Here is a 20663-nt window from a genome sequence, read left to right on the forward strand (position 1 = left end):
GAGATCTGCACTGTGGGCAGGCTGAGCCTGTCTGGCCTCGCTGCGCACCAGTGCCCCCTCAGGACCCATGAGAAAACCCCCGCTCAGAGGCGGGGGTTCCGGTGTCGTTGGCTCAGCGGGACTTGGGGTCCAGCGCGTCGCGCAGACCGTCACCGAACAGGTTGAACGCCAGGCTGAACAGCACGATGAACACGGCCGGGTACACCAGCACGTACCAGTACTCGGGTTTCAGCCACGCGCGCGCGGCGTCCACCAGCTGCCCCCACTCGGAGAAGCCCGGCTCAAAGCCCAGGCCCAGGAAGGACAGGCCCGCGACGCTCAGGGGCACGGTCGCCAGGTCCAGCACGGCGATGGTGAACACGGCGGCGATGCTGTTGGGTACCACGTGCTTCATGATCAGGCGGAAGTCGCGGGCGCCCAGGCTGCGGGCGGCGTCCACGTACTCCAGCTGGCGGGTGCGCAGCACCTCACCGCGGATCAGGCGGGCGTAGCCGGCCCAGCCGGTCACGCAGAAGGCTACGATGATCGGCACGGTGGGATCGTAGTCCCCGCCGCCACTCTGGAAGCGGGCGCGCAGGATCGTCAGGATCACGACCGTCAGGATCAGGGGGGGCAGGGAGAACAGCACGTCAATGAACCGCTGGATCAGGTTGTCGATCCAGCCGCCGTAGTAACCGCTGATCGCGCCGATGATCACGCCCAGCCCCAGCGTGATGGCCACGATGATGAACGCCATTTTCAGCGCGGTGCGGGTCCCCCACACCAGGCCGTAGAAGATGTTGTAGCCGTTCACGGTGCCGAAGGGGGCCTGCGCGTCGGGTTTGGTGGGCTGCTGCTGGAAGCTCAGGCGCTCGGTGCGGTAGCAGCTTTCAGGTGGCGCGAACACGGCGGACCAGAAGGCCGCGCGGGCCGGGTTGTAGACCTCGTTGGCCTCTGTGATGTTCAGGTCGCGCAGGCAGTTGCCGCTGGGTTTGGCGATCAGCGGCGCGAACAGGGCGACCATGCCGAACAGCAGCGTGATGATCAGGCCGGTGATGGCCAGCGGGTTGCGGCGCAGTTTGCGCGTGGCGGGACTGGTCCAGAATTCCTGGAAGCGGGTGCGGTCCCGCCTGGGGGCGGCAGCAACGGTCATGCGGTCCTCCGGAAGGTGGGGGCGGGGCGCATCAGTCGAACCTCACGCGCGGGTCGATGACCCCGTACAGGATGTCCACGATGGTGCTGACGACCACCACGATCACGGCCGTGAGCATGGCGAAGCCCAGCACGGCCGCCAGGTCCACGCCCAGCGCGGCTTGCACGACCCACTGGCCCACGCCGGGGAACGCGAAGATCGTCTCGGTGATCAGCGAGCCGCCCAGCAGACCGATGATCAGGAAGCCGCCCAGCGTGACGATGCTCAGCAGGGCGTTGCGGCGGGCATGCTTGCGGTTCACGACATTCGGCGCGAGGCCCTTGGCGCGGGCCGTACGCACGTAATCGCTGGTCAGCGCCTCGAGCATGTTGTTGCGCATCACCTTGATGATGTTCGCGCTGAGCACGATCATCAGGGTCAGGGCGGGTAGGATCATGTGCTGCAGGGCGTCCCAGGCGACGTCCCAGCGGCCGTTGAGGGCCGCGTCGACCGTGAGCAGGCCGGTGTAGGTCTTGATGTCACCCAGCGCGAAGGTATTCACGATGTTCAGCTGCCCTGAACCCGGGAGCCAGCCCAGGTACGCGTAGAACACCGCCAGCAGCAGGATGCCAACCACGAAGCTGGGCAGCGAGTACCCCAGCACGACCAAGACGCGCAGCACCTGGTCAATGAACTTGTCCTTGTGCAGGGCGCTCAGGGTGCCCAGCCAGACGCTCAGCAGCAGGATCGGGATGGCCGTGACGATCGTCAGCTCAATGGTGCGCGGCAGGCGCTCCTTGATGGTCACGACCACGTCCTGGTTGCTGGCCTTCGAGTAGCCCAGGTCACCCTTGAGGGTGCTGCTGAGCCAGCGGCCATACTGGACAGGGAAGGGGTCGCGCAGGCCGCGCTGTTCGATGATCTGTTCCAGGCGCGCGGCCTGCTGTTCGCTGCGGATGTACGGCGCGGCGCGCTGCTCGGGGGTGAGCAGCTGGGTCAGGCCGACGATCATCAGGGAGAGAACGAGCATCACCACAGGAATCTGGATGAGCCGTTTCACGATGAAATTGAGCATGAATGCCTCGGGGTGGGAAACTTCCGGCGGAGTCCGGTGGGACTGCGACCGGGAAACGAAGGGAGAAGAACGAACGTTGGTTTGGTGGTAGCGCCTGAGCTGTAGTCCGCTCTCTAGACTAGTTCATCAGGCGGGCACAACGCAAAGGCTGGGCTCTGCGTGTCCCGGCTGTATGAACCTGTCAGCACGTGCTGGACTGGATTGACCGCTTCCCGCATCAGTAGAGAGGAGCAGCCCACTGCTGGGACTGCTCCTCTCTGTTTTGCCGTGTGGGCGGCGAGGATGATTTACTTCTTGCCCAGTTCCTTCCAGAAGGTACCGGTGATGAAGGAGATCATGGGGTTGTAGTTGCTGGCGCTGACGCCCGTCAGGGTGTCGCGGGCAAAGTTGTAGTTCACGGGCGCGGGGATCAGGATGTACGGCGCCTGCTCGTAGGCCTTCTTGCCGACCAGGCTGTACAGGCGGTTACGCTCGGCGGTGTTGACCGTGTTGCGCGCCTGATCGAGCCACTTGTCGACCTGGCTGTCCTTCCAGGCGCTGCGGGGGAAGTAGTACCCGTTGCTGCTGTAGAAGGTGTACATGAAGTTGTCCGGGTCAGCGTAGTCGGGGGCCCAGGCCAGGATGGTCATGGCTTCCTTGCCGTCCTTGGAGTCCTTGAGCATCTCGCTCCACTGCTTGGCCTGGATGTTGATCTTGAACTTGGGGTTCAGGGATTCAACGTTGCGCTTGAGGATTTCCATGGCGGTCTGGGCGCCCACGCTGCCCGCGCGGTAGTTGCTGGTCAGGGTGAAGCCGTTCTTCCAGAGCTGGCCGCCGTAGGCGCGCTTGAAGAAGGCCTCGGCCTTGGCCTTGTCGAAGGTGTAGGTGTTGATCTTGCCGTCGTAGCCTGGGAAGAGGTCGGGGAGCAGCATGGTGCGCTGTTTGCCCTTGCCCTTCTGCACGTCCTGGATGTACTGCTCGTAGTTGAAGGCGTAGCTGAAGGCGCGGCGCACGTTGGCGTCCTTGAAGAAGGTCGCGGGGATGCCCTTGCCGTCCAGCTTGCCGCTGCCCAGCAGGGCGGTGTTCTTGATGTTCTCGTTCATGAAGAACGCGCTGGCGGTGGTGTTGGGCAGGTTGTCGACCCAGTTCACGCCGCTCTTGCCCTTGATCTGCTCTTCGTCCACGGCGCGGCCGCCGCCGTCGATCAGGTCGGCGTCGCCGCGCAGGAAGGCCTGCTGGCGGGCCGCGAGTTCGCTGACCTTCTGGAAGATGACGTTCTTGATGGCGGGCTTCTTACCCCAGTAGCCGTCGAAGGCGGTGGCCAGGACGGTATTGGCGTCCTTGCGGACCAGCTTGTAGGCGCCGGTGCCGCTGGGCGCCTGGGACAGCTTGCTGTTGCTCAGGTCCTTGCCGATCCAGTCCTTCCAGGTGGCTTCCTTGCCGTTCCATTCGCCGATGCTGGCGGCGTACTTGCTGTCCACGACGCTCTGGCCCACGAAGGCCAGTTTTGCCAGGAAGGCGGGGTCAACGCCGGGCAGCGTGAAGACCAGCTGGCCGGCGTTGTTGCACTCGACGGCCTTGTCGATGCGGGCCCAGGTGATGGTTTTGTCGTCTGCGGCGTTGGCGCCGGCGCCCAGGAGGCTCTCGGCGAGGAACCAGTTGCCGGACTCGGCGCTGTTGGTGACCAGGTTGCGCTCGAAGGTGTACTCGGCGTCAGCGCAGGTGAAGGCGTTGCCGCTGTGGAACTTCACGCCCTTACGCAGGTCGAAGGTGTAGGTCTTGCCGCCGTTGCTGATGGCCCACTTGGTGGCCAGCAGGGGCTCGAGCTTGGTGAGGCTGGAGCCGCTGTACGTCAGGAGGGTCTCGTAGATGTTTTCAACGACGGCGCCGGAGGCGGTGTCGTAGGTGACGCCGGGGTCCATGGTGGGGATGTCGGAGGACGACTGGTAGACCAGGGTGTCCTTGGGCGCGGCCGCGAGGGCAGTCGTCAGGGTCAGCAGGGTGGCGAGAGCAGCAACTTTTTTCATTGATCCTCCAGATGGGTACTTTGACAGCATGTGCAAGGTCGCCTATCTGGGCGTCTTGCAGGGTCTGTCTAGGGGTTGATCGGCGGCATCATAGCGCACGTCTGACAGGGGAGATGTGACTTTCGTCCGGATGGTTGGGCCGGGCATCAGGAATACGCCGTGGACGTGCTGAGAAATTCCCCCTGTCTATATTTATGCATTCGGGCGGGCTTGCTGGCGCAGGTGCAGTGCGCGCCTCATGTGCCGCCTGTTGAGTACGGTGTGTAGCGCCGGGCACGTGGCATACTGCGCCGCGTGAAGAAGCGCATCCTGCTGCTGGCTGGCGGCCAGTCCGGTGAACACGAGGTCAGCCTGATGAGTGCCCGCAGCGTCCTGAACGCCCTGCCCCGCGATCAGTTCGACGTGACGCCCGTGGTGATCAGCAAGCAGGGCCGCTGGCTGCCCCCCACTGAAACGCAGCGCGCCCTGGAGTCCGGTGAGGCGCCCTCAGGGGGCGATCTGGTCCTGCACCGCGCCGCGAGCGCCGAGGGCTACGACGCCGTGTTCCCCCTGCTGCACGGCCCGATGGGTGAGGACGGCACCGTGCAGGGCCTGCTGACCCTGGCCGGGATTCCCTTCGTGGGCAGCGGCGTGCTGGGCTCGGCCGTGAGCATGGACAAGGTCATGACCAAGCAGGTGCTCGCCTCTGCAGGGATCCCGCAGGTGGCGTGGCAGCTGGCCGTGCGCCGCGAGTGGCAGCAGCAGCCCGACAGCGTGCGGGACCGGGCCGCCGGTCTGGAGTACCCGCTGTTCGTGAAGCCCGCGAACCTGGGGTCCAGCGTGGGCATCAGCAAGGTGGCGCGCGCCGAGGACCTGGACGCCGCCCTGAACCTGGCATTCCGCCTGGACCGCCGCGTGATCCTGGAGGCCATGACCGCCCACAAGCCCCGCGAGGTTGAGGTGGGCATTCTGGGCAACGACGCGCCGATCGCCAGTCCGGTTGGCGAACTGCAGTTCGCCGCGGATTTCTACGACTACGAGACCAAGTACACCGAGGGCCGCGCGACCATGCACATTCCCGCGCCGCTGCCCGCAGACGTGGCCGAGCAGGTCCGCACCCTGGCGCTGCGGGCCTTCCGCGCCCTGGACTGCGCCGGGCTGGCCCGCGTGGACTTCTTCTACCTGGAGGAGACCGGCGAACTCCTGCTGAACGAGGTGAACACTATGCCGGGGTTCACGACGACCAGCATGTACCCCAAGCTGTTCGAGGCCGCCGGGCTGAGTTACAGCGCCCTGGTCACCCGGCTCGTTGAGCTGGCCCTGGAAGACCGCTGAACGCTGCCCGATGGAAAGAGCAATGGGCCTGAATCGGGGGTCGCGTCACGAGCAGTGATGAGCAGCTGCGGTATTCCGTGCGCGCGCTCATCTCTGTTCGGCCTGGGCGTCCTGAGGCGGTCCACTGGATTGACCGCTTGATGTGAGCGGCGTCTCTTGAATGGCTGGCCTGCCGTTCCCAGGGTGGGCTGAACGCCCCTGACAGCCTGTGAATCCCTATCTGTATACTCGGGTATATGCCGGATGTGCCTCTTGACGCCATTGCACCCGGGCAGACCGCGCACGTCGTGGCCCTCGACCCCGCCCACCCGCTGCGCCGCCGCCTGATGGAACTGGGCTTCGTGCGCGGCGCCCCCATCACCGTGATCCGCCGCGCGCCCCTGGGTGACCCGGTGGAACTCCGGATCGGCGCGACCCTGCTGGCGCTGCGGGCCGCCGACCTGCACCTGATCCGGGTGCGCCTGTGACCGCCGCCCCCAGCCCCGCCACGCTGATTCCCGACGAGGTCGCCTGCGCCGACACCCTGGCCCGCCTGAAAGCAGCCCGCGAACCGCGGGTGGTGGTCGTCGGGAACCCCAACGTCGGGAAGACCACCCTGATCAACGCGCTGGCGGGCACCAACCTGAAGGTCGGCAACTGGAGTGGCGTCACAGTCGAGAAGCGCGAGGCGCACCTGAACCACGAAGGGCGGCGCGTGTACCTCCTGGACCTGCCCGGCGCGTACTCACTGAGCCCGCACACCCCGGAGGAACTCGTCACGCGCACCGCGCTGCTTGATGAAGCACCGGATGTCGTCCTGAACGTACTGGACGCGGGGAATCTGGAACGCAACCTCTACCTGACGCTCCAGCTGATGGATTACCGCCTGCCGGTCGCCGTGGCCCTGAACCTAGTGGATGAAGCGCGGGAGAAGGGCGTGCAGGTCGACTCGCGCGCGCTGTCGCGCCTATTGGGGGTGCCGGTCGTGGAGACCATCGCCAGCCGCGCCCAGGGAACGGCCGGTCTGCTGGACAGCGCCCTGGGCCACGCCACGCTGGGCATCGGCGTGCGCTACCCCGAGGCCATAGAACTGGCCGTGGAGGCCCTGACCGCCCGCATGGTCGGCGTGGAGACCCTGCCGCCCCACGCGCACCGCTACCTGGCCCTGACCCTGCTGGAAGGTGACCCCAGCGTGCGCGGCCGCCTGAACGCCACCGGGCACGCCGCCCTCGTGCAGGCCGCTGACGCGCAGCTGGGCGCCCTGGCTGCCCAGGGCCTCGATCCGCTGATCGAGATTGCCGAGGCCCGCTACGCGCTGGCCGGGGACATCGCCCGCGCCGCCGCCCCGCAGGCCCAGGCGCGGCGCACCGTCACCGAACGCCTCGACGCGCTGGCGCTGCATCCCTGGCTGGGCATCCCGCTGTTCCTGGCGCTGGTGCTGCTGGTGTTCCGCCTGACCTTCACGGTTGCCGCGCCCTTCGTGGACCTGATCGGCGGTCCCCTTCAGGACACCCTGACCGGCTGGGCCAGCGCGGCGCTCGCGTGGTTTCCACTGGCCCGAGACCTCGTGACCGGCGCGATCATTCCCGGCGTGGGCACCGTCCTGAGCTTCCTACCCACCCTGCTCGTCCTGTACCTCGCCATGAGCTTCCTTGAAGACAGCGGCTACATGGCCCGCGCGGCGTTCCTGATGGACCGCGCCATGCGCAGCGTCGGCCTGGACGGCCGCGCGTTCATCCCCCTGATCCTGGGTTTCGGCTGCAACGTGCCCGCCGTGTACGCCACCCGCACCCTGGAACGCCGCAGCGACCGCCTGCTGGTCAGCATGATCCTGCCGTTCATGAGCTGCTCGGCGCGGCTGCCGGTGTACGTGGTGTTCGCCGCCGCGCTGTTCCCCCGGCAGGCCAGCCTGCTCGTGTGGGCCATGTACACCCTGGGCATGTTGGTGGCCCTGGCCTTCGCGTTCGTGCTGCGCCGCACCAGCTACCCTGCCGAGGGCAGCGGCGTGCTGCTGGAACTTCCCCCGTACCGCTTCCCCACCGCCCGGGTGCTGTGGAAGCACGCGTGGCGCCGTACCGCCAGCTTCGCCAAACGGGCGCGTACCACCGTGCTCGCCACCGTCGCGGGCGTGTGGCTGCTGCTCGCCATCCCCGCCGTCAGCGGCGCGCAGTTTGCCACGGTCGCCCCGCAGGACAGCCTGTTCGGGCGCGTCAGTCAGGCCATCTCGCCGATCTTCGCGCCGCTGGGCTTCGGCACGTGGGAGGCGACCGGCGCGCTCGTGCCCGGCTTCATCGCCAAGGAGGTCGTGGTCGGGACCCTCGGGCAGATCTACCTGGGCGAACAGGCCGCCCGCCCCACCCCCCTCGGCCTCGTGGACGGGATCGCGCAGGCGGGCAGGGCCACCTGGGACGCCGTGGTCAGCAGCGTCAGCGCCATCCCCACCATCCTCGCCCTGCCCAGCCTGAACGCCGACGCCACGCAGGCCCTGAACACCCCGCTGGCCACCGCGCTGTCCCGCGCCTTCACGCCCGCCAGCGGCCTGAGCTACCTGGTGTTCGTGCTGCTCTACACCCCATGCATTGCCACGGTGGGCGCCCTGGCGCAGGAACACGGGCGGAGATTTGCGTGGACGACCGTCGCGTACCAGCTCGCCACCGCCTGGATCGCCGCGTTCCTCGTGTACCAGATCGCCCGGGCCGTCCTGTGACCACTGCGCGCCCCCCCGCCAGCCCGCTGGGCGCGCTGCTGCACGCCATCGGCATCCAGCCGCGCACCCCGGATGAACTCGCCCGCGCGCTGGGCAGCACCCCGGACGCCCTGAGCGGCATGCTGCGCACCCTCCGCTCTGGCGGGTACGTGCAGGACGCCACTCCGCAACAGGACGGCTGCGCCTGCGGCCCCTGCGCCCTGAAAAGCATGTGCCGCAACGCCGACGGCACCGAACCGGTCCTGCACCTCCTGCGTCTCACGCCGCGCGGCGAGACGTACCTGAAACGCCTCGGCTGATCCCTTAAGCAACTCCACTGCAAAGCCTAAAGGTCGGATCAGACGTCCAGCACGCGTCCCTTCCTACAATGACGGCATCAACAGCGGACGGCACTCGCGGGCGCATCCCCCGGCACCTCCTCTGAATTCACGCAGCGTCAAAGGGGCAGGATATGGACTGGAAGAATCTTCCCGGCAGTGGTGGGAACGTTGAAGATCGTCGCGGCGCAGGGGGGTTGCCCGGTGGCGGCATCGCTGTAGGTGGCGTGGGGGGACTGATCATCGCCCTGATCGCCATGTTCTTCGGGATCAATCCTGGCGATATTCTCGGGGGCGGGAATAACACCCAGACGCAGCAGTCACAGCAAAACCCGTCCACGCAGACGACCCAGAACGACGAGTCCTATCAGTTCGTCAAGAACATCCTGTCCAGCACCAACCTGGTGTGGGGCAACATCTTCAAGCAGGCGAACCGCACCTATACCGATCCGAGTTTGGTCCTGTACACGCGGGGTACTCAATCCAGCTGTGGTCAGGCCAACAGCGCGGTAGGACCCTTCTACTGCCCCGCCGATCAGAAGATCTACCTCGATACCAGTTTCTTCTCGCAGATGGACCGTCAACTGGGAGGCGGCGGCGACTTCGCCTACGCCTACGTGATCGCCCACGAGGTCGGGCACCACGTGCAGGACGAACTGGGCATCAGCGATCAGGTCGAACGTAAGCAGCGCAGCGCCCGCACCGAGGCCGAAGCGAACAGCTACAGCGTGCGCCTGGAACTTCAGGCTGACTGCTTCGCCGGCGTGTGGGGCAACAAGACCCAGCAGGACGCGAAGATCACCGAGGCGGACGTGCAGGAAGCCGTGAACACCGCGCAGGCCATTGGCGACGACAACCTCCAGAAGCAGGGCCAGGGGTACGTCACGCCGGATTCCTTCACGCACGGCAGCGCCGCCCAGCGCGTCAAGTGGTTCATGACGGGCTTCAAGAGCGGCAACCCGAACGGCTGCGACACGTTCAACGTGAATTACAACCAGCTGTAAATGCATCCACTGCTGGCGTCCCAGTGAAGCCTGGGACGCCGCAGTCCTGTTCATGGGTGCGGGCGTGACCGGGCTCACCACGCCCGCTGCCCCCATGCGCTTTTCTGAGGGCATGACGGACTGGGAGGTGGCGGGCGTGCCCGTGCAGGTGAAGCGCAGTGGGCGGCGCCGCACGGTGGCCGTGCAGGTCACACCGGGCGCCGTGACCGTGTTCGCGCCCACCCGCGTGCCCCTGCGGCAGCTGCGCGACATTCTGGACGCCCGGCGCGAGTGGGTGGCCGGCCACCTGGCGACCTACGCGGCCCGGCCGCCCGCGAGGCCGGCGCCGTTCCACGGTCAGCGCGTCCCCTTCCTGAATGAGGAACTGACCCTGCATCTGGATGAGGGCCGCTCGCGGCCCGAACGCACTGGCGCGGCCCTGCACCTGCCGGCCGGAACTGCGGAGGCCGCACTGACCAGCTGGACGCGGCGGGCCTGCGCGGCCCCCTACCGTGACCTGGTGGGGACTGCGGCTGAGCAACTGGAGGCCGAAGGCCGACTGACCGCCGTGCACGTGAGTGATACGCGCACGCGCTGGGGGAGCTGCACGGCGGACGGCGTGATCCGCCTGCACTGGAAGCTCAGCCGCGCGCCCGCAGCCGTCCTGCACTACGTGGCGGTGCACGAGGCGGCGCACCTGCTGGAACTGAACCACTCCTCCCGCTACTGGGCGCACGTCTCGCGGGTCGTGCCTGACTGGCCCGCCCACCGTGCGTGGCTCAGGCAGCACGGCCATACCCTGTAAGCGCCAATAGGAGAGGGCCAGCGCGTGCCGGGAAAATTCCGGGTGCGCGCTGGCCCTGGTGCGGACGCTCGTTACATGGCGGGCATAGGTTCAGGCATGCCCGGCGTGTCTGGGTTCGGGGTGGGATGCGGTTCGGGCATGCCGGGCGTATCTGGATTCACCGGGGGGTCCATGACGGGGCCGGTATCACCGGAGCCGGGCATCTGCTCGGGCATGGGGGTGGGCACGTCGGTGGGTTCGGTGGCCGGGGCGGGCGGACGGTCATAGGGTCCAGTCATGAGGCACCTCCAGAGGGGGAATGACCGTCAGTCTGGCGCCCGCAGATGCACGCGGGCCCTGAGGGACATGAACCCGGCTTCATGCCGGCCCCCAGACGGGCAGGGTCCGGCGCGGGGCCGCCGGACCACTCAGGCACAGGGGCGCGTCAGGAGGCGCACAGGCGCCGCTGCGCGAGGCGCATCCGGGCCTGCACCATCCCGCGGCGCACGTCCCCGGCGGGCAGGCGCTCCCCCAGCGCCTCAATAAGTTCCAGATCATCCGGGAAGCGCGCCACCAGCGTCCACAGGGGCTCCAGTTCCCCGCTGAGCAGCGCCGCCTGCCGCACGCTCTCGTGCAGGTACTCGCGGTACTCGGTCACGGCGGGCGCGTCCGACAGGGGCAGCAGTTCACCCCGGTACAGCTGCGCCGCCTCGCGGATGCGGCCCTCCATCAGCAGGTCCTGCACGTGCAGGAAATCCGCGCCGACGACCGGCACCAGCCGGTACGGTTTGCTGCTCAGACCGATCAGTTTCGACAGGCGGTGCACCTCGACCGCCTGGTTCTGCGTGTCGCTCCACTCGCCGTACAGCGCGGCGGACAGCTGCCCGCCCGTCACGCCGTTCGGATTCGTGGCCAGAATGACCAGGATCTCGCAGAAGCGGCGCCGGAGCTTCAGGGTCTGACCGTCCAGCGTGGCCTGCTCGGCCCCCAGGAAGGTCAGATACAGCCCGGGCGTCGCCAGGGGGGCGGGGGCAGCGGTCAGGGGGGCAGGCGGCGGAGTGATCAGGGTGGTCATGCGGGCACCTCCAGGGCGTGCGGCAGGCGGCGGGGCCAGTGACGGGCGGCGTGCAGGGCCAGCAGCGCGGCGCTCAGGGCCAGGGTGGGCAGGGCGTGCGCGGGGTTCAGGGTGTCCAGCACCCCCAGGTGATTGAACGGCCCGAGGTACCACGCGAGGAACAGCAGGCTTTCGCTGGCGGCGTCAGTGACGCGCAGGTCCCGCAGGGTCAGCAGCAGCGCTACCGTGAGGAGCGCCGTGATGACCAGCGCGCCACTCAGGTCCGGATGGGCGGGCAGCAGGGCCAGCAGCGCCCCACTGGCAGGCAGCACGAGCACCGCGAACGCCGCCGCGCCGCGCCGCAGCGGCAGGGTCGCGCCCCGCACGGTCGTGCCCAGCAGCGCCTCGGTGCCACTGGCGCGCTCCTGGAACACCACGCGCGCCGCCACGGGCACCCCCACGATCAGCAGCAGCGGCAGCAGCGGCCCGCCGGGGTTCGCGGCCGCGCCGACGCCCGCCACGCCCAGGGCCAGCGCGGCCAGGGGCAGCCAGCGCGGCGCGCCCAGCAGCGCGGCCCGCACGTCCAGCAGCGCCAGGCGCAGCCCGGACCCCGCCGGCATCGGCCAGGGGCGTATGGGCCGCGCCGTGCGCGGGGAGGGTGAACGCCGCGGCGCCCCCCGCCGGAGATCGAACAGCGCGGCCACGAGCACCAGCGCCACGGCCAGCGCCACGGGCAGCGTCCGCCCCGCCACGTCGGCCGGCGTCCAGGTCAGGCCCGTCCACGCCTGCGGGGTCAGCGGCGCGGTGCGGGCCTGGACACCCACGTTCACGCCGCTCTCGGCCAGCACGAACGGTGCCGCCACCCGCCCCGTCAGGGCCAGGGTCGCCTGCCGCAGCGGCTCGCGCACGCCCAGCAGGTCCGGCACAGGTGCGGGCGTGCCCAGCGTGACGCCCACCAGCGCCGTCCAGAGCAGCACGCCCGCCACGCCCCGGCCCAGGCGCGCGCGGGGTATCACGGCGTCCAGCAGCGTACCCAGCGCTGCCACCAGGGCCAGCACTGGGAAGGTGATCAGCACGCCCGGCAGCAGCAGCGCCCCCAGGTCCGGCGCGCCGGTCGCCTCGCCGCGCGCCAGAACCACCGCCACGCTGCCCAGCAGCACCACGCCCCACAGCGCCCACAGCAGCAGCGTGTCCGCCAGCGTCCGCGCGCCCAGCAGCGCCACGCGCGACGCGGGACTGGTGGCCAGCAGCGCCCAGCTGCCATTCGCCGCGTCCCGCTGCGGCGCGCGCCCCACCAGGAACAGGCCCGCCAGACTAAATGCCAGCGCGCCCAGCACCCCGGTTACCAGTCCCACCCACGCCCACGAGTACGCGCCCCGCTGCCCGTTCACGCTGAGCGTCAGGTAGGCCGCGTCCCGCGCGGGCAGGTACAGCGCCGTGACGACCACCATGGCCAGCAGCAGCAGCGGCAGGCCACCCTGGCGCAGCCGCAGCCGAGCCTCCAGTGTCAGGAAGCGCCGCAGCCCCCGACCACCCACCTCAGGCACGGGACACCCCCGCCGCCGTGAGCACCAGCGGCGACCGCACCGGACGGCGCGCGGCACGCGGCTCGCTCGCCTCGTGCGTGATCACGCCGCCCTCCAGGGTCAGCAGGCGGTCCGCCGTGGCGTCCAGGTCCTCGCGGAGGTGCGTGACCAGCAGCACCGCCGTCCCCCGGGCCCGCTCGCGCAGCAGCGCCTGGAAGCGCAGGCGCTCCTCGGCGTCCAGGCCCACGCTGGGTTCATCCAGGATCAGCAGCTGCGGGTCGCCCAGCAGCGCCTGCGCGATCAGCACCCGCCGCGCCATGCCCCCGGAGAACGAGCCCACCGGGCGCCGGGCGTGCGCGCCCAGGTTCACGGCGTCCAGCAGCTCCGGAATCTGCGCGTCCACCGCGCGGGCGTCCAGGCGTTTGGCGGCGCCCATGTACTGCAGGAACTCCGTGGGCGTCAGCTGCGGGTACGCGCCGCCCTCCTGCGGCACGTACCCCAGCACGCGGCGCAGCCGCTCGGGGCGGCGCGTCACGTCCTGCCCGTCCCACACGAGCTGCCCCGCGCTGGGCCGCTCAAGGGTTACCAGCGTGCGGATCAGCGTGCTTTTCCCCGCGCCGTTCGCGCCGACCAGGCCGGTCACGCCGGGCCGCAGTTCCAGCGTCACGCCGCGCAGCGCCTCGGTGCGCCCGAACCGCACGCGCAGGTCCCGCACCTCAAGCGTTGGCACGCGCCACCCCGCTCAGCTCGCAGGCGGCCAGGGCGCGCGTGATCGCGTGCGTGGCCGGCAGGTGAAAGCGCAGCGCCGCCTCATGCCGCGCGTGCGGTGCGGGCCGCAGCGGGTTCAGGTACCCGCACGCGCCGTCCGCCCGCTGCTGGAACGCCAGGAAGTCCGCGACGTCCGCCGCGTGCGGCAGCCGCCAGTGCAGCAGCAGCTCCAGCAGCGCCGCCGCGAGCGGCAGGTCATTCTCCCGGCAGGCTGCGAACGCGCAGCCCGGCACGATCACTCCGGCCAGGCCGCCCGGCCCGTCCGGCTGCCCGGCCCCGGCCGGCGCCGCCCGCACCTGCGCCAGCAGTGCCGCCGAATCCAGATCCAGCCACTCTGTCAGCGGCACGGGCGCCGCGTCGCTCCTCAGGTCGGGCACGTTCAGGGACGCGCACGTCACGGTCTCCCGCGCCAGCCGCGCCGCGTCGTCCGGCAGGGGGAGGGCCAGCAGGTCCGCTGCCCAGCGGGCAGCCGCTTCAAAATCAAAGGTCACGACTCGCATCACTCGTTTCTCCTGGAAAAGTCAGGGGTCCACAGCGCCCCCGTCCTCTGAGCACCGGTCCACTGGGCGGCGGTCCCCAGGTTCGCGGCCACCACCGGCCACACCCAGCGGTCCTGCGCCTCCGGCATCTCCGTGCGCGCCTGCGCCGCGGCCTGCAGCGCCCGCGCCAGCAGGTCCGCGCTGGGCGCGCCGCTCAGCGCGTGCGCCAGGGCGTGCTCCGACACGGCCCGCAGCGCGCCCTCACGGTCCGGCTGGTCTGCGGCGCCCAGCGCGCGCAGCGCGTGCACCAGGTTCGCGGCCGTCACGCCCGCCGCCCAGTCCGGCACACCCAGGCCGCCGCTGCGGGCCGCGCGCAGCAGGTAATTCAGTACGCTGACCTTCTCGTAACACCACAGCCACGCCGGGGCACCCGCACCCAGCGCGGACGCCCGCGCCAGCTCGGTCGGGGCGGGCAGCGGCGCGCGACCCAGGTTCAGGCCGTCGGCCTGCAGCGCGTGCAGGTGCACGCTCAGGTCCAGCAGGTGCATGGGCGTCCACTCCGCGCGGCTGATCAGCCCGGCGTCCAGGGTGCGCTGCACGGGCCGCAGTGCGCCCGGCAGGCCCGGCCAGTGCCGGTGCCACAGGTGCAGGGATGGCAGCGCCGGGTGCAGCCACTCGGCGTTCGTGAGCAGCAGGTCCTCCCACAGCGGGTGGCGCAGCAGCGCGCTCATGACCCGCTGAAGGCGCGACTCGGGCAGGCTCAAGCCGGACGGCAGGCACAGCAGCGCGCGGCTGACGGTGGCCAGCTGCTGCACGTCCCGGCTGGCTTCCGGCCCGAACACCTGGCGGGGTAGCGTGTCGTCCAGCACGTCCAGCCACGCGCGCAGGCTCAGCGGCTCGCGCAGCGGGGCGGGGGCGGTCAGGGCGCCGCTCACGACGCCACCTGCACGGCCGGTTCCTGCGCGGCCTGAAGGGGCTGGGGGAACAGGGCGGGCATCGCCGCGCCCAGCATGACCAGCGTGGTGTGGTAACTCTGCGTGAAGCGGTAGTGGCCCGCTGCGCCGCCCGGCGTCGCCTCGTCCCGCTCGGCGCGGTAACTGGGCGCCGGGACGGCCCCGCACGTCAGTTGCAGCGCCGCCAGCCGCGTCCAGGCGTACCGGGCGGCCACGCTGCCGGTGTCGCCCAGGAAGGCCAGGCACATCAGCAGCTCCCCGCTCAGGTCGGCGTTGCCCTCCCGCAGCGTCAGGCCCAGCGCGCCGCGCAGCTGCTCCCGCAGGCCCGCCGTGTCCGGCCAGCACGCGGCCAGGTCCGCCTCGCCCAGGTCCGCCAGGTAGAAGAGGGTGTGCGTGATCGAGTACAGGTCCGAATCCGTGCAGTGCGCCAGGGGCCGCGCCGTGCCCAGCACCGTGCGCGGCAGGTCCGGCAGCAGGGACCGCGGGTCGAAGTGCAGTTCGGCGCGCGCCACGCTGTACGCGAGGTCCATCGCGCGGTACGGCGTGCGGCTCACGCGGACCAGCTCCGGCAGGCCCGTCTGGCGGAAGCGGTCCAGCAGCCCGTCGCGCGGGGCGCGGCCGCACAGCGCGTCGAACTCGTCCCGCAGCGCGAACACGATCAGGCCGGCCGGGTCCTGCTGCGCGAACGCCGCGAAATCGTACGAGTCGAAGGTCCGCGCGCAGAAGGCCGCCAGGTCCGCCAGCAGCGGCTCCTGATGGTGCAGGCCCCGGCGCAGGAACGGGTTGAGGACGAACACCAGTTCAATGAACGGCTTGACGCGCAGCGAGTGATCCGACACGAACTCGTGATCCGGGTGGAAGGCGTCCAGGTGCGCCGACACCCACGTGAGCGCGCGGCGGAACACCGGCAGCGCCGGATGATCAGTGGTCATGAAACCCCCAGGGCAGCAGAGACGGAATGTGGTGGCAGAAGGGGCGTCCGTGGGTCAGCGAAGAGGTGGTCCGCGGCCACCGCGCCAGCTGGGCGGCCACCCGCGCTATGTCATCCGCCGTGACCGACAGCAGGCCCCGCAGGAACACCGCGCGGTGGGGGACGAAGCCGAAGTGCGCGTCCAGCGCCGCCTGCCGCGCGAGCATGGCCCGCGACCGCAGCGACAGCAGCTGCCGCACGGCGCCCAGCCGCGCCGCCTCCAGCGCCTCGCCCCGTAGGTCCGGCAGGTACGACGTGGCCGCGCGGAACACGTCCAGCGTCCGCTCGGGCTGCGGGTCGCGCGCCGAGACGGCCAGCAGCAGCCCCGCCTCCGGCAACGCCCGCACCGTCACTGCGTACGCCCCACCCTGCGCCCGCACCGGGGCGTGCAGCGCGTCCTGCAGCGCGCGGCCCAGCACCAGGAACGCCGGGGCGTCCGCATGCGCGAACGGCACGGTCGGCCACGCCAGCGCCGCCGAACCCGGCAGGTCCGCCCCGCCCGGCGCGGCCCTCAGGGGTGCCAGTGCACCCCGCGCGGCCACCGGCAGGCCCGACAGCAGCGGCCGCAGCACCTCCGGCAGCGCCGGGCCGGGTTGATCAGCGACCACCACGGCCCGCAGGTCCTCCCGGGCCCACAGCGCGGCGTGCAGGGCGCGCAGCGCGTCCTCCAGCGCCGGGTGCGCCGCCGAGGCGTCCAGCAGGTCGTGGCTGAGGCACCCGTCACACGCCTCGCGCACCCCGAAGGCCGGGTTCACCGCCAGCGCCGCGCGCAGCATGCCCAGCTGCGCCGACTGCGTGGGGCGCAGGGCCCGCAGCTGCGCCGCGCGGTCCTGGAGCTGCCGCCGCGCCTCCTGCGGCACCGGGCTGAGCGTGGCCCAGGCCTGGCCCAGCCGCGCCGTGACGTCCGTCATGCGCGTACTCAGGCCCCGGACGTTCAGGGTCACGCTGAGGGTCACGCGCGCCGGATCAAGCGGATCGTGCGTGGTGTCCGCGTTCACGCTCCAGGTGGCGCCCAGCGCCTGCACGTCCCGCGTGAGCGCCTGCCCCAGCGGACTGCGCGGCAGCAGGTGCAGGTACGCGGGCAGCCAGCCCAGCAGATCGGTCTCCCCGGGCAGGTCCCGGCTCACGCTGAACTGCGTCAGCGCCCCCGGCACCCGCGCCGACTGCACCGGCACGCCCAGCACCTCACCCGCGTGCAGGTCCGGCACGTCCGGCAGCCGCACCCGCTCCGTCAGAGCGGCCCGCTGCGGCGCGGGGGCCGCCGCCAGGGGCGCCTGTTCCTCCCAACCCTCGGACCCGGTCGGCCCGTCCAGCAGGAGTGGCGCGGCGCGCGGCTCTGGGTCCGGCGCGACCTGCAGGCGCACCACGCTGCGGTGCCCACTGTCCGCCAGCACCCGCCGCGCCAGGTCCGCCAGGAAGCCCGGCAGGTCCGGCAGGTCCGCCAGGGCCTGCGCCGCGCCCGCCAGCGCCTGCGGCAGCGCGTCCTGCCCGTGATGTGCGGCGCCCAGCACATCGAACGACAGCTGCACCCCGTACGGGAAGCCGTGATGCTGCGTGTCCAGCGCACTCAGCGTGTAGCGGCCCAGCGCGGCCTGCACGTCCTCCGGTCGCAGGGGCGCGCGCAGCACGTCCAGCAGCGCCGCGAGCAGCTCCTGCGGGTCCACGTCCGCCGCGACACCCGCCGCCAGGACCGGCTGCGCCGTGTCCGCATGCAGCCCGCTGCCATCCGCGAGCGGCCCCCCCAGTGCCCGCGCCACGCGCTGCAGCGGCGCGTCCGGGTGCCCCAGCAGCGCCAGGCCCAGCACGTTCAGCCCCTGCGTCTCCAGCGGGGACAGCCCCTCCGGGAGGGCCCACGCGATCAGCGTCTGCGCGCTGCGCGGGTGCGAGACCGTCCACTCCGGCACGCCGGCCGTCATGGGCTGCGGCCAGGGGGCCGCCTGGCCACGCGGCCGCGCCCGCAGCACCTGCGCCACGCGCCGCGTCACCTCCGGCAGCGGCAGCGACCCGTACGCGAACACCGTCAGGTTCGCCGGCACGTAGTACTGCGCGTGGTATGCCCGCACGTCCGCGACGCTCAGGTCCGGCAGGGCCTGCGGCGTGCCACCCGACGACCACGCGTACGCCGAGCCCGGGAAGAGGGCCGCGCCCGTCGCCTCCCGCAGCCGACGCGCCGGGTGCGCGTACGCGCCGCGCATTTCGTTCAGGATCACGCCGCCCAGCGACCCGTCTGGTAGCGGCCGCCACGCCTCCTGCCGGAACGCCCCGCCCTCCAGCAGCGGATTGAAGGTGGCGTCCAGCAGGAAGTCCAGCGTGTCCAGCATGTCCCCCGGCACCGTCCCCGACGCCGTGAAGGCCGTCCAGTCGCGGGTGGTGCTGGCATTCAGGTAATCCAGCAGCTGCCAGCGCTGCCACGCCTGGAACGCGTCCCGCGACGGAAAGCGCCGCGAGCCCATCAGCACCAGGTGCTCCAGCACGTGCGGGTGCCCCGCGTCACTCCAGGGCGGCGTGCGGAACGACACGCTCAGGGTGCTGCTCTCATCCGGCGCGGCTACGTACAGCAGCCGCGCGCCACTCTCGTGCCGGTACTCCCCGAACGAGCCGCCCAGCACCGGCAGCGGCCGCAGCCGCTCCAGGCGGAAGCCGTGCAGGTCCGCGCACACGGCCGGCACCGTCATCAGTAGCTCCCCAGCAGGCCGCGCGTGCGCACCGCCCGGTCCGCGCGGCGGAACACCTGCACGCCCAGCGCGAACCACAGCGCCCCGCTGAGCAGCATCACGGCCGCGCCCGCCAGGCCCGGCGCGCTGCCGTCCACCATCACGGCCCGCACGCCCGCCGCGCCCGGCACCATCGGCAGCGCCGACAGCACGGGGAACAGCCCCGGCACCGTCTTCTCGAATGGCGTCATCACCACGAACAGCAGCGCGAAGTTCGCCAGGTTCAGCAGCTGCTGAATCCGCTTGGCCCCCAGCGCCAGCGCCCCGAACATGAACGCCAGCCCGAACGCGCCCATCAGCGCCGACGCGACCGGCACGATCAGCCATGGGCTCAGGTGCAGCCGCGTGCCCGTCACCAGGCAGATCACGCTCAGGACCACCGCGTTCATCAGCACGGTCCACACCACCCGCGTCAGGCTGCGCAGCACGAACACCCGCGTCAGCCCGAACCGCGACAGGCACACCTGCTCCAGCGTGCCCGTCTGCGCCTCGTTCTGCGCGTCCATGCTGACGTCCGCCAGCACGAACAGGATCAGCGACCACAGCACGTACCCCACCACCACGCTGTCCAGCCGGTCCCCGAAACTGCTCATGCCCGACACGTACCGCGTGCTGAAGAACAACCCCAGGAACACCAGCGTCAGGCCCAGCACGCTGCCCACCGTGTTCCCCACGTAGCGGCGCATCAGGATCACCGACCGCAGCCACTCCGCCTGAAAGAGCCTCAGCGAATCACGCATACGCCACCTCCGCCTCGCGGTTCACGCGCAGGAACACGTCCGCCAGGTCCACCTCGCTGGGCGTCACCGCCCGCAATTCCAGCGGCCGCAGCGTGTCCAGCACCTCGTACAGCAGCGCGCCCGGCCCGAAGTACGACACGCGGCCCGGCTCCAGCTCCTCCACACCCAGGCCCCGCAGCGCCGCGCGCTGCGCGTCACTGAGCAGCCCGTCGAAGCGCAGCTCGAAACCGCTGCCGCTGTACGCGCGCAGCAGCTCCCGCGTGGGCTGCTCGGTCACCACCTGCCCGCGGCGCATGATCACCACCCGGTCCGACAGTTTCTGCGCCACGTCCAGCTGGTGCGTCGTGAGCAGCACCGCGCAGCCCCGCGCCACCAGGGACCGCACCAGCGCCTGCATGTCCAGCGTCGCCTGCACGTCCAGGCCCAGCGTCGGCTCGTCCAGCAGCAGCAGCTGCGGCTCCGGCAGGACCGCCAGCGCAATCGCCAGCTTCTGCTGCATGCCGCGCGACAGGCGCTGCACCGGCACGTGCCGCTTGTCCCCCAGGCTGAACTCCTCCAGCAGGCCCGGCACGCGGCGGCGCACCTGAGCGCGCGTCAGGCCGCGCAGCACCCCGAAGTACTCGAAGTTCTCCTGCACGGTCAGCGTCCAGTACGTGTTGCGGTTCCCCTCCAGCACCGCCCCGATTCGCTCCAGCACCCGCGCGTCCACGTGCGGGTCCCCACCACACACCCGCACCGACCCGCTATCCGGACGGATCAGCCCGGTCAGCATCTTCAGCGTCGTGGTTTTCCCCGCGCCGTTCGCCCCCAGGAACGCCACCACCTCACCCGCCCGGCAGCTCAGGCTCACGCCCTGCACCGCCTCCACCACCTGCTTGCCCGCCCGGTACGACTTCCTGAGGTCCGTCGCCTGCAATACGTCCATGTTCTCCCCCTCCTGATGGGTCACGCGCACCGTACGCACCACAGGGAGAAAACCCGGAGAAACCCCAACCCAGAACGCGCCCCCCGGCGTCAGGCCAGGGGGCGCACTCAGGTACCGAATTACAGCACTTCAGTCGTCAGCAGGCTGTCGAAGGCGGGCTGTTCGTCGTTGGCGACGATCAGGACGTAACCGGTGAGGGCGAGGACGGCAACGCCGTCGAGTTCGTTCTGGGCAGTGAAGTTGGTCATGTCAGTTCTC

At 70.6% G+C, this 20663-nt stretch carries 20 protein-coding genes; 6 read left to right on the plus strand and 14 right to left on the minus strand.

Translation table 11 applies throughout. The annotated features are described in order from the left end of the window. Positions 1 to 112 precede the first annotated feature (112 nt). The 3 genes from IEY63_RS15685 to IEY63_RS15695 all read right to left on the minus strand — a co-directional run bounded on the left by IEY63_RS15685 (position 113) and on the right by IEY63_RS15695 (position 4192). Positions 113 to 1132, minus strand: a complete 1020-nt coding sequence (locus IEY63_RS15685; RefSeq protein WP_189069933.1) for an ABC transporter permease — start codon at positions 1130 to 1132, stop codon at positions 113 to 115. Between the two features lie 31 nt (positions 1133 to 1163). Further along, a complete protein-coding gene (locus IEY63_RS15690) occupies positions 1164 to 2186 on the minus strand; it encodes an ABC transporter permease (RefSeq protein ID WP_189069934.1) in 1023 nt (340 codons plus the stop codon). Between the two features lie 287 nt (positions 2187 to 2473). Continuing rightward, positions 2474 to 4192 carry an ABC transporter substrate-binding protein gene (locus tag IEY63_RS15695; protein WP_189069935.1) on the minus strand — a complete coding sequence of 573 codons (1719 nt, stop codon included), beginning with the start codon at positions 4190 to 4192 and terminating at the stop codon, positions 2474 to 2476. Positions 4193 to 4486: 294 nt separating this feature from the next. On the opposite strand from IEY63_RS15695, the gene IEY63_RS15700 reads away from it, so the two are divergent. The 6 genes from IEY63_RS15700 (at position 4487) to IEY63_RS15725 (ending at position 10297) form a co-directional block, all read left to right on the plus strand. Beyond that, a complete protein-coding gene (locus tag IEY63_RS15700; RefSeq protein ID WP_189069936.1) occupies positions 4487 to 5506 on the plus strand; it encodes a D-alanine--D-alanine ligase family protein in 1020 nt (339 codons plus the stop codon). A gap of 236 nt (positions 5507 to 5742) precedes the next feature. Then, on the plus strand, positions 5743 to 5973 hold the full coding sequence (locus tag IEY63_RS15705) for a FeoA family protein (RefSeq protein WP_189069937.1): 231 nt from the start codon (positions 5743 to 5745) through the stop codon (positions 5971 to 5973). Next, on the plus strand, positions 5970 to 8192 hold the full coding sequence (gene feoB / locus IEY63_RS15710) for a ferrous iron transport protein B (RefSeq protein WP_189069938.1): 2223 nt from the start codon (positions 5970 to 5972) through the stop codon (positions 8190 to 8192). The genes IEY63_RS15705 and feoB overlap by 4 nt, the downstream gene beginning before the upstream one ends. Next, positions 8189 to 8491 carry a DprA-like winged helix domain-containing protein gene (locus IEY63_RS15715; protein WP_189069939.1) on the plus strand — a complete coding sequence of 101 codons (303 nt, stop codon included), beginning with the start codon at positions 8189 to 8191 and terminating at the stop codon, positions 8489 to 8491. The genes feoB and IEY63_RS15715 overlap by 4 nt, the downstream gene beginning before the upstream one ends. 152 nt (positions 8492 to 8643) lie before the next feature. Next, entirely contained in the window at positions 8644 to 9513 is an 870-nt protein-coding gene (ypfJ, locus tag IEY63_RS15720; protein ID WP_189069940.1) for a KPN_02809 family neutral zinc metallopeptidase, read from the plus strand. Positions 9514 to 9625: 112 nt separating this feature from the next. Continuing rightward, a complete protein-coding gene (locus tag IEY63_RS15725; protein WP_189069941.1) occupies positions 9626 to 10297 on the plus strand; it encodes a M48 family metallopeptidase in 672 nt (223 codons plus the stop codon). 71 nt (positions 10298 to 10368) lie between these two features. On the opposite strand, the gene IEY63_RS15730 is transcribed toward IEY63_RS15725, so the two are convergent. The 11 genes from IEY63_RS15730 to IEY63_RS22475 all read right to left on the minus strand — a co-directional run bounded on the left by IEY63_RS15730 (position 10369) and on the right by IEY63_RS22475 (position 20653). Beyond that, positions 10369 to 10575, minus strand: coding sequence for a hypothetical protein (locus IEY63_RS15730; RefSeq protein ID WP_189069942.1), 207 nt, complete (start codon positions 10573 to 10575; stop codon positions 10369 to 10371). A 146-nt stretch (positions 10576 to 10721) separates the two neighbouring features. Next, complete coding sequence (locus tag IEY63_RS15735; protein WP_189069943.1) at positions 10722 to 11351, minus strand: helix-turn-helix domain-containing protein; 630 nt, start codon at positions 11349 to 11351, stop codon at positions 10722 to 10724. Then, entirely contained in the window at positions 11348 to 12877 is a 1530-nt protein-coding gene (locus IEY63_RS15740) for a hypothetical protein (RefSeq protein WP_189069944.1), read from the minus strand. Before IEY63_RS15740 ends, IEY63_RS15735 begins: the two co-directional genes overlap by 4 nt. Continuing rightward, the gene (locus IEY63_RS15745; RefSeq protein ID WP_189069945.1) at positions 12870 to 13586 is read right to left on the minus strand and encodes an ATP-binding cassette domain-containing protein; all 717 of its coding nucleotides are present in this window, start codon (positions 13584 to 13586) and stop codon (positions 12870 to 12872) included. The genes IEY63_RS15740 and IEY63_RS15745 overlap by 8 nt, the downstream gene beginning before the upstream one ends. After that, positions 13573 to 14124 (minus strand): hypothetical protein, encoded by a 552-nt coding sequence (locus IEY63_RS15750; RefSeq protein WP_189069946.1) that lies wholly within the window; start codon positions 14122 to 14124, stop codon positions 13573 to 13575. Before IEY63_RS15750 ends, IEY63_RS15745 begins: the two co-directional genes overlap by 14 nt. Further along, the gene (locus tag IEY63_RS15755) at positions 14124 to 15038 is read right to left on the minus strand and encodes a hypothetical protein (protein ID WP_189069947.1); all 915 of its coding nucleotides are present in this window, start codon (positions 15036 to 15038) and stop codon (positions 14124 to 14126) included. Before IEY63_RS15755 ends, IEY63_RS15750 begins: the two co-directional genes overlap by 1 nt. Next, the gene (locus IEY63_RS15760; protein WP_189069948.1) at positions 15035 to 15988 is read right to left on the minus strand and encodes a DUF6895 family protein; all 954 of its coding nucleotides are present in this window, start codon (positions 15986 to 15988) and stop codon (positions 15035 to 15037) included. The genes IEY63_RS15755 and IEY63_RS15760 overlap by 4 nt, the downstream gene beginning before the upstream one ends. Then, positions 15978 to 18701, minus strand: a complete 2724-nt coding sequence (locus IEY63_RS15765) for an insulinase family protein (protein WP_189069949.1) — start codon at positions 18699 to 18701, stop codon at positions 15978 to 15980. Before IEY63_RS15765 ends, IEY63_RS15760 begins: the two co-directional genes overlap by 11 nt. Next, positions 18701 to 19480 carry an ABC transporter permease gene (locus tag IEY63_RS15770; protein WP_189069950.1) on the minus strand — a complete coding sequence of 260 codons (780 nt, stop codon included), beginning with the start codon at positions 19478 to 19480 and terminating at the stop codon, positions 18701 to 18703. Before IEY63_RS15770 ends, IEY63_RS15765 begins: the two co-directional genes overlap by 1 nt. Continuing rightward, entirely contained in the window at positions 19473 to 20405 is a 933-nt protein-coding gene (locus IEY63_RS15775; RefSeq protein ID WP_189069951.1) for an ABC transporter ATP-binding protein, read from the minus strand. Before IEY63_RS15775 ends, IEY63_RS15770 begins: the two co-directional genes overlap by 8 nt. Positions 20406 to 20524: 119 nt before the next feature. Next, positions 20525 to 20653, minus strand: a complete 129-nt coding sequence (locus IEY63_RS22475) for a hypothetical protein (protein WP_268239666.1) — start codon at positions 20651 to 20653, stop codon at positions 20525 to 20527. Positions 20654 to 20663: the final 10 nt, after the last annotated feature.

It is taken from the genome of Deinococcus radiotolerans, assembly GCF_014647435.1.
In the GTDB taxonomy this organism is placed as follows: domain Bacteria; phylum Deinococcota; class Deinococci; order Deinococcales; family Deinococcaceae; genus Deinococcus; species Deinococcus radiotolerans.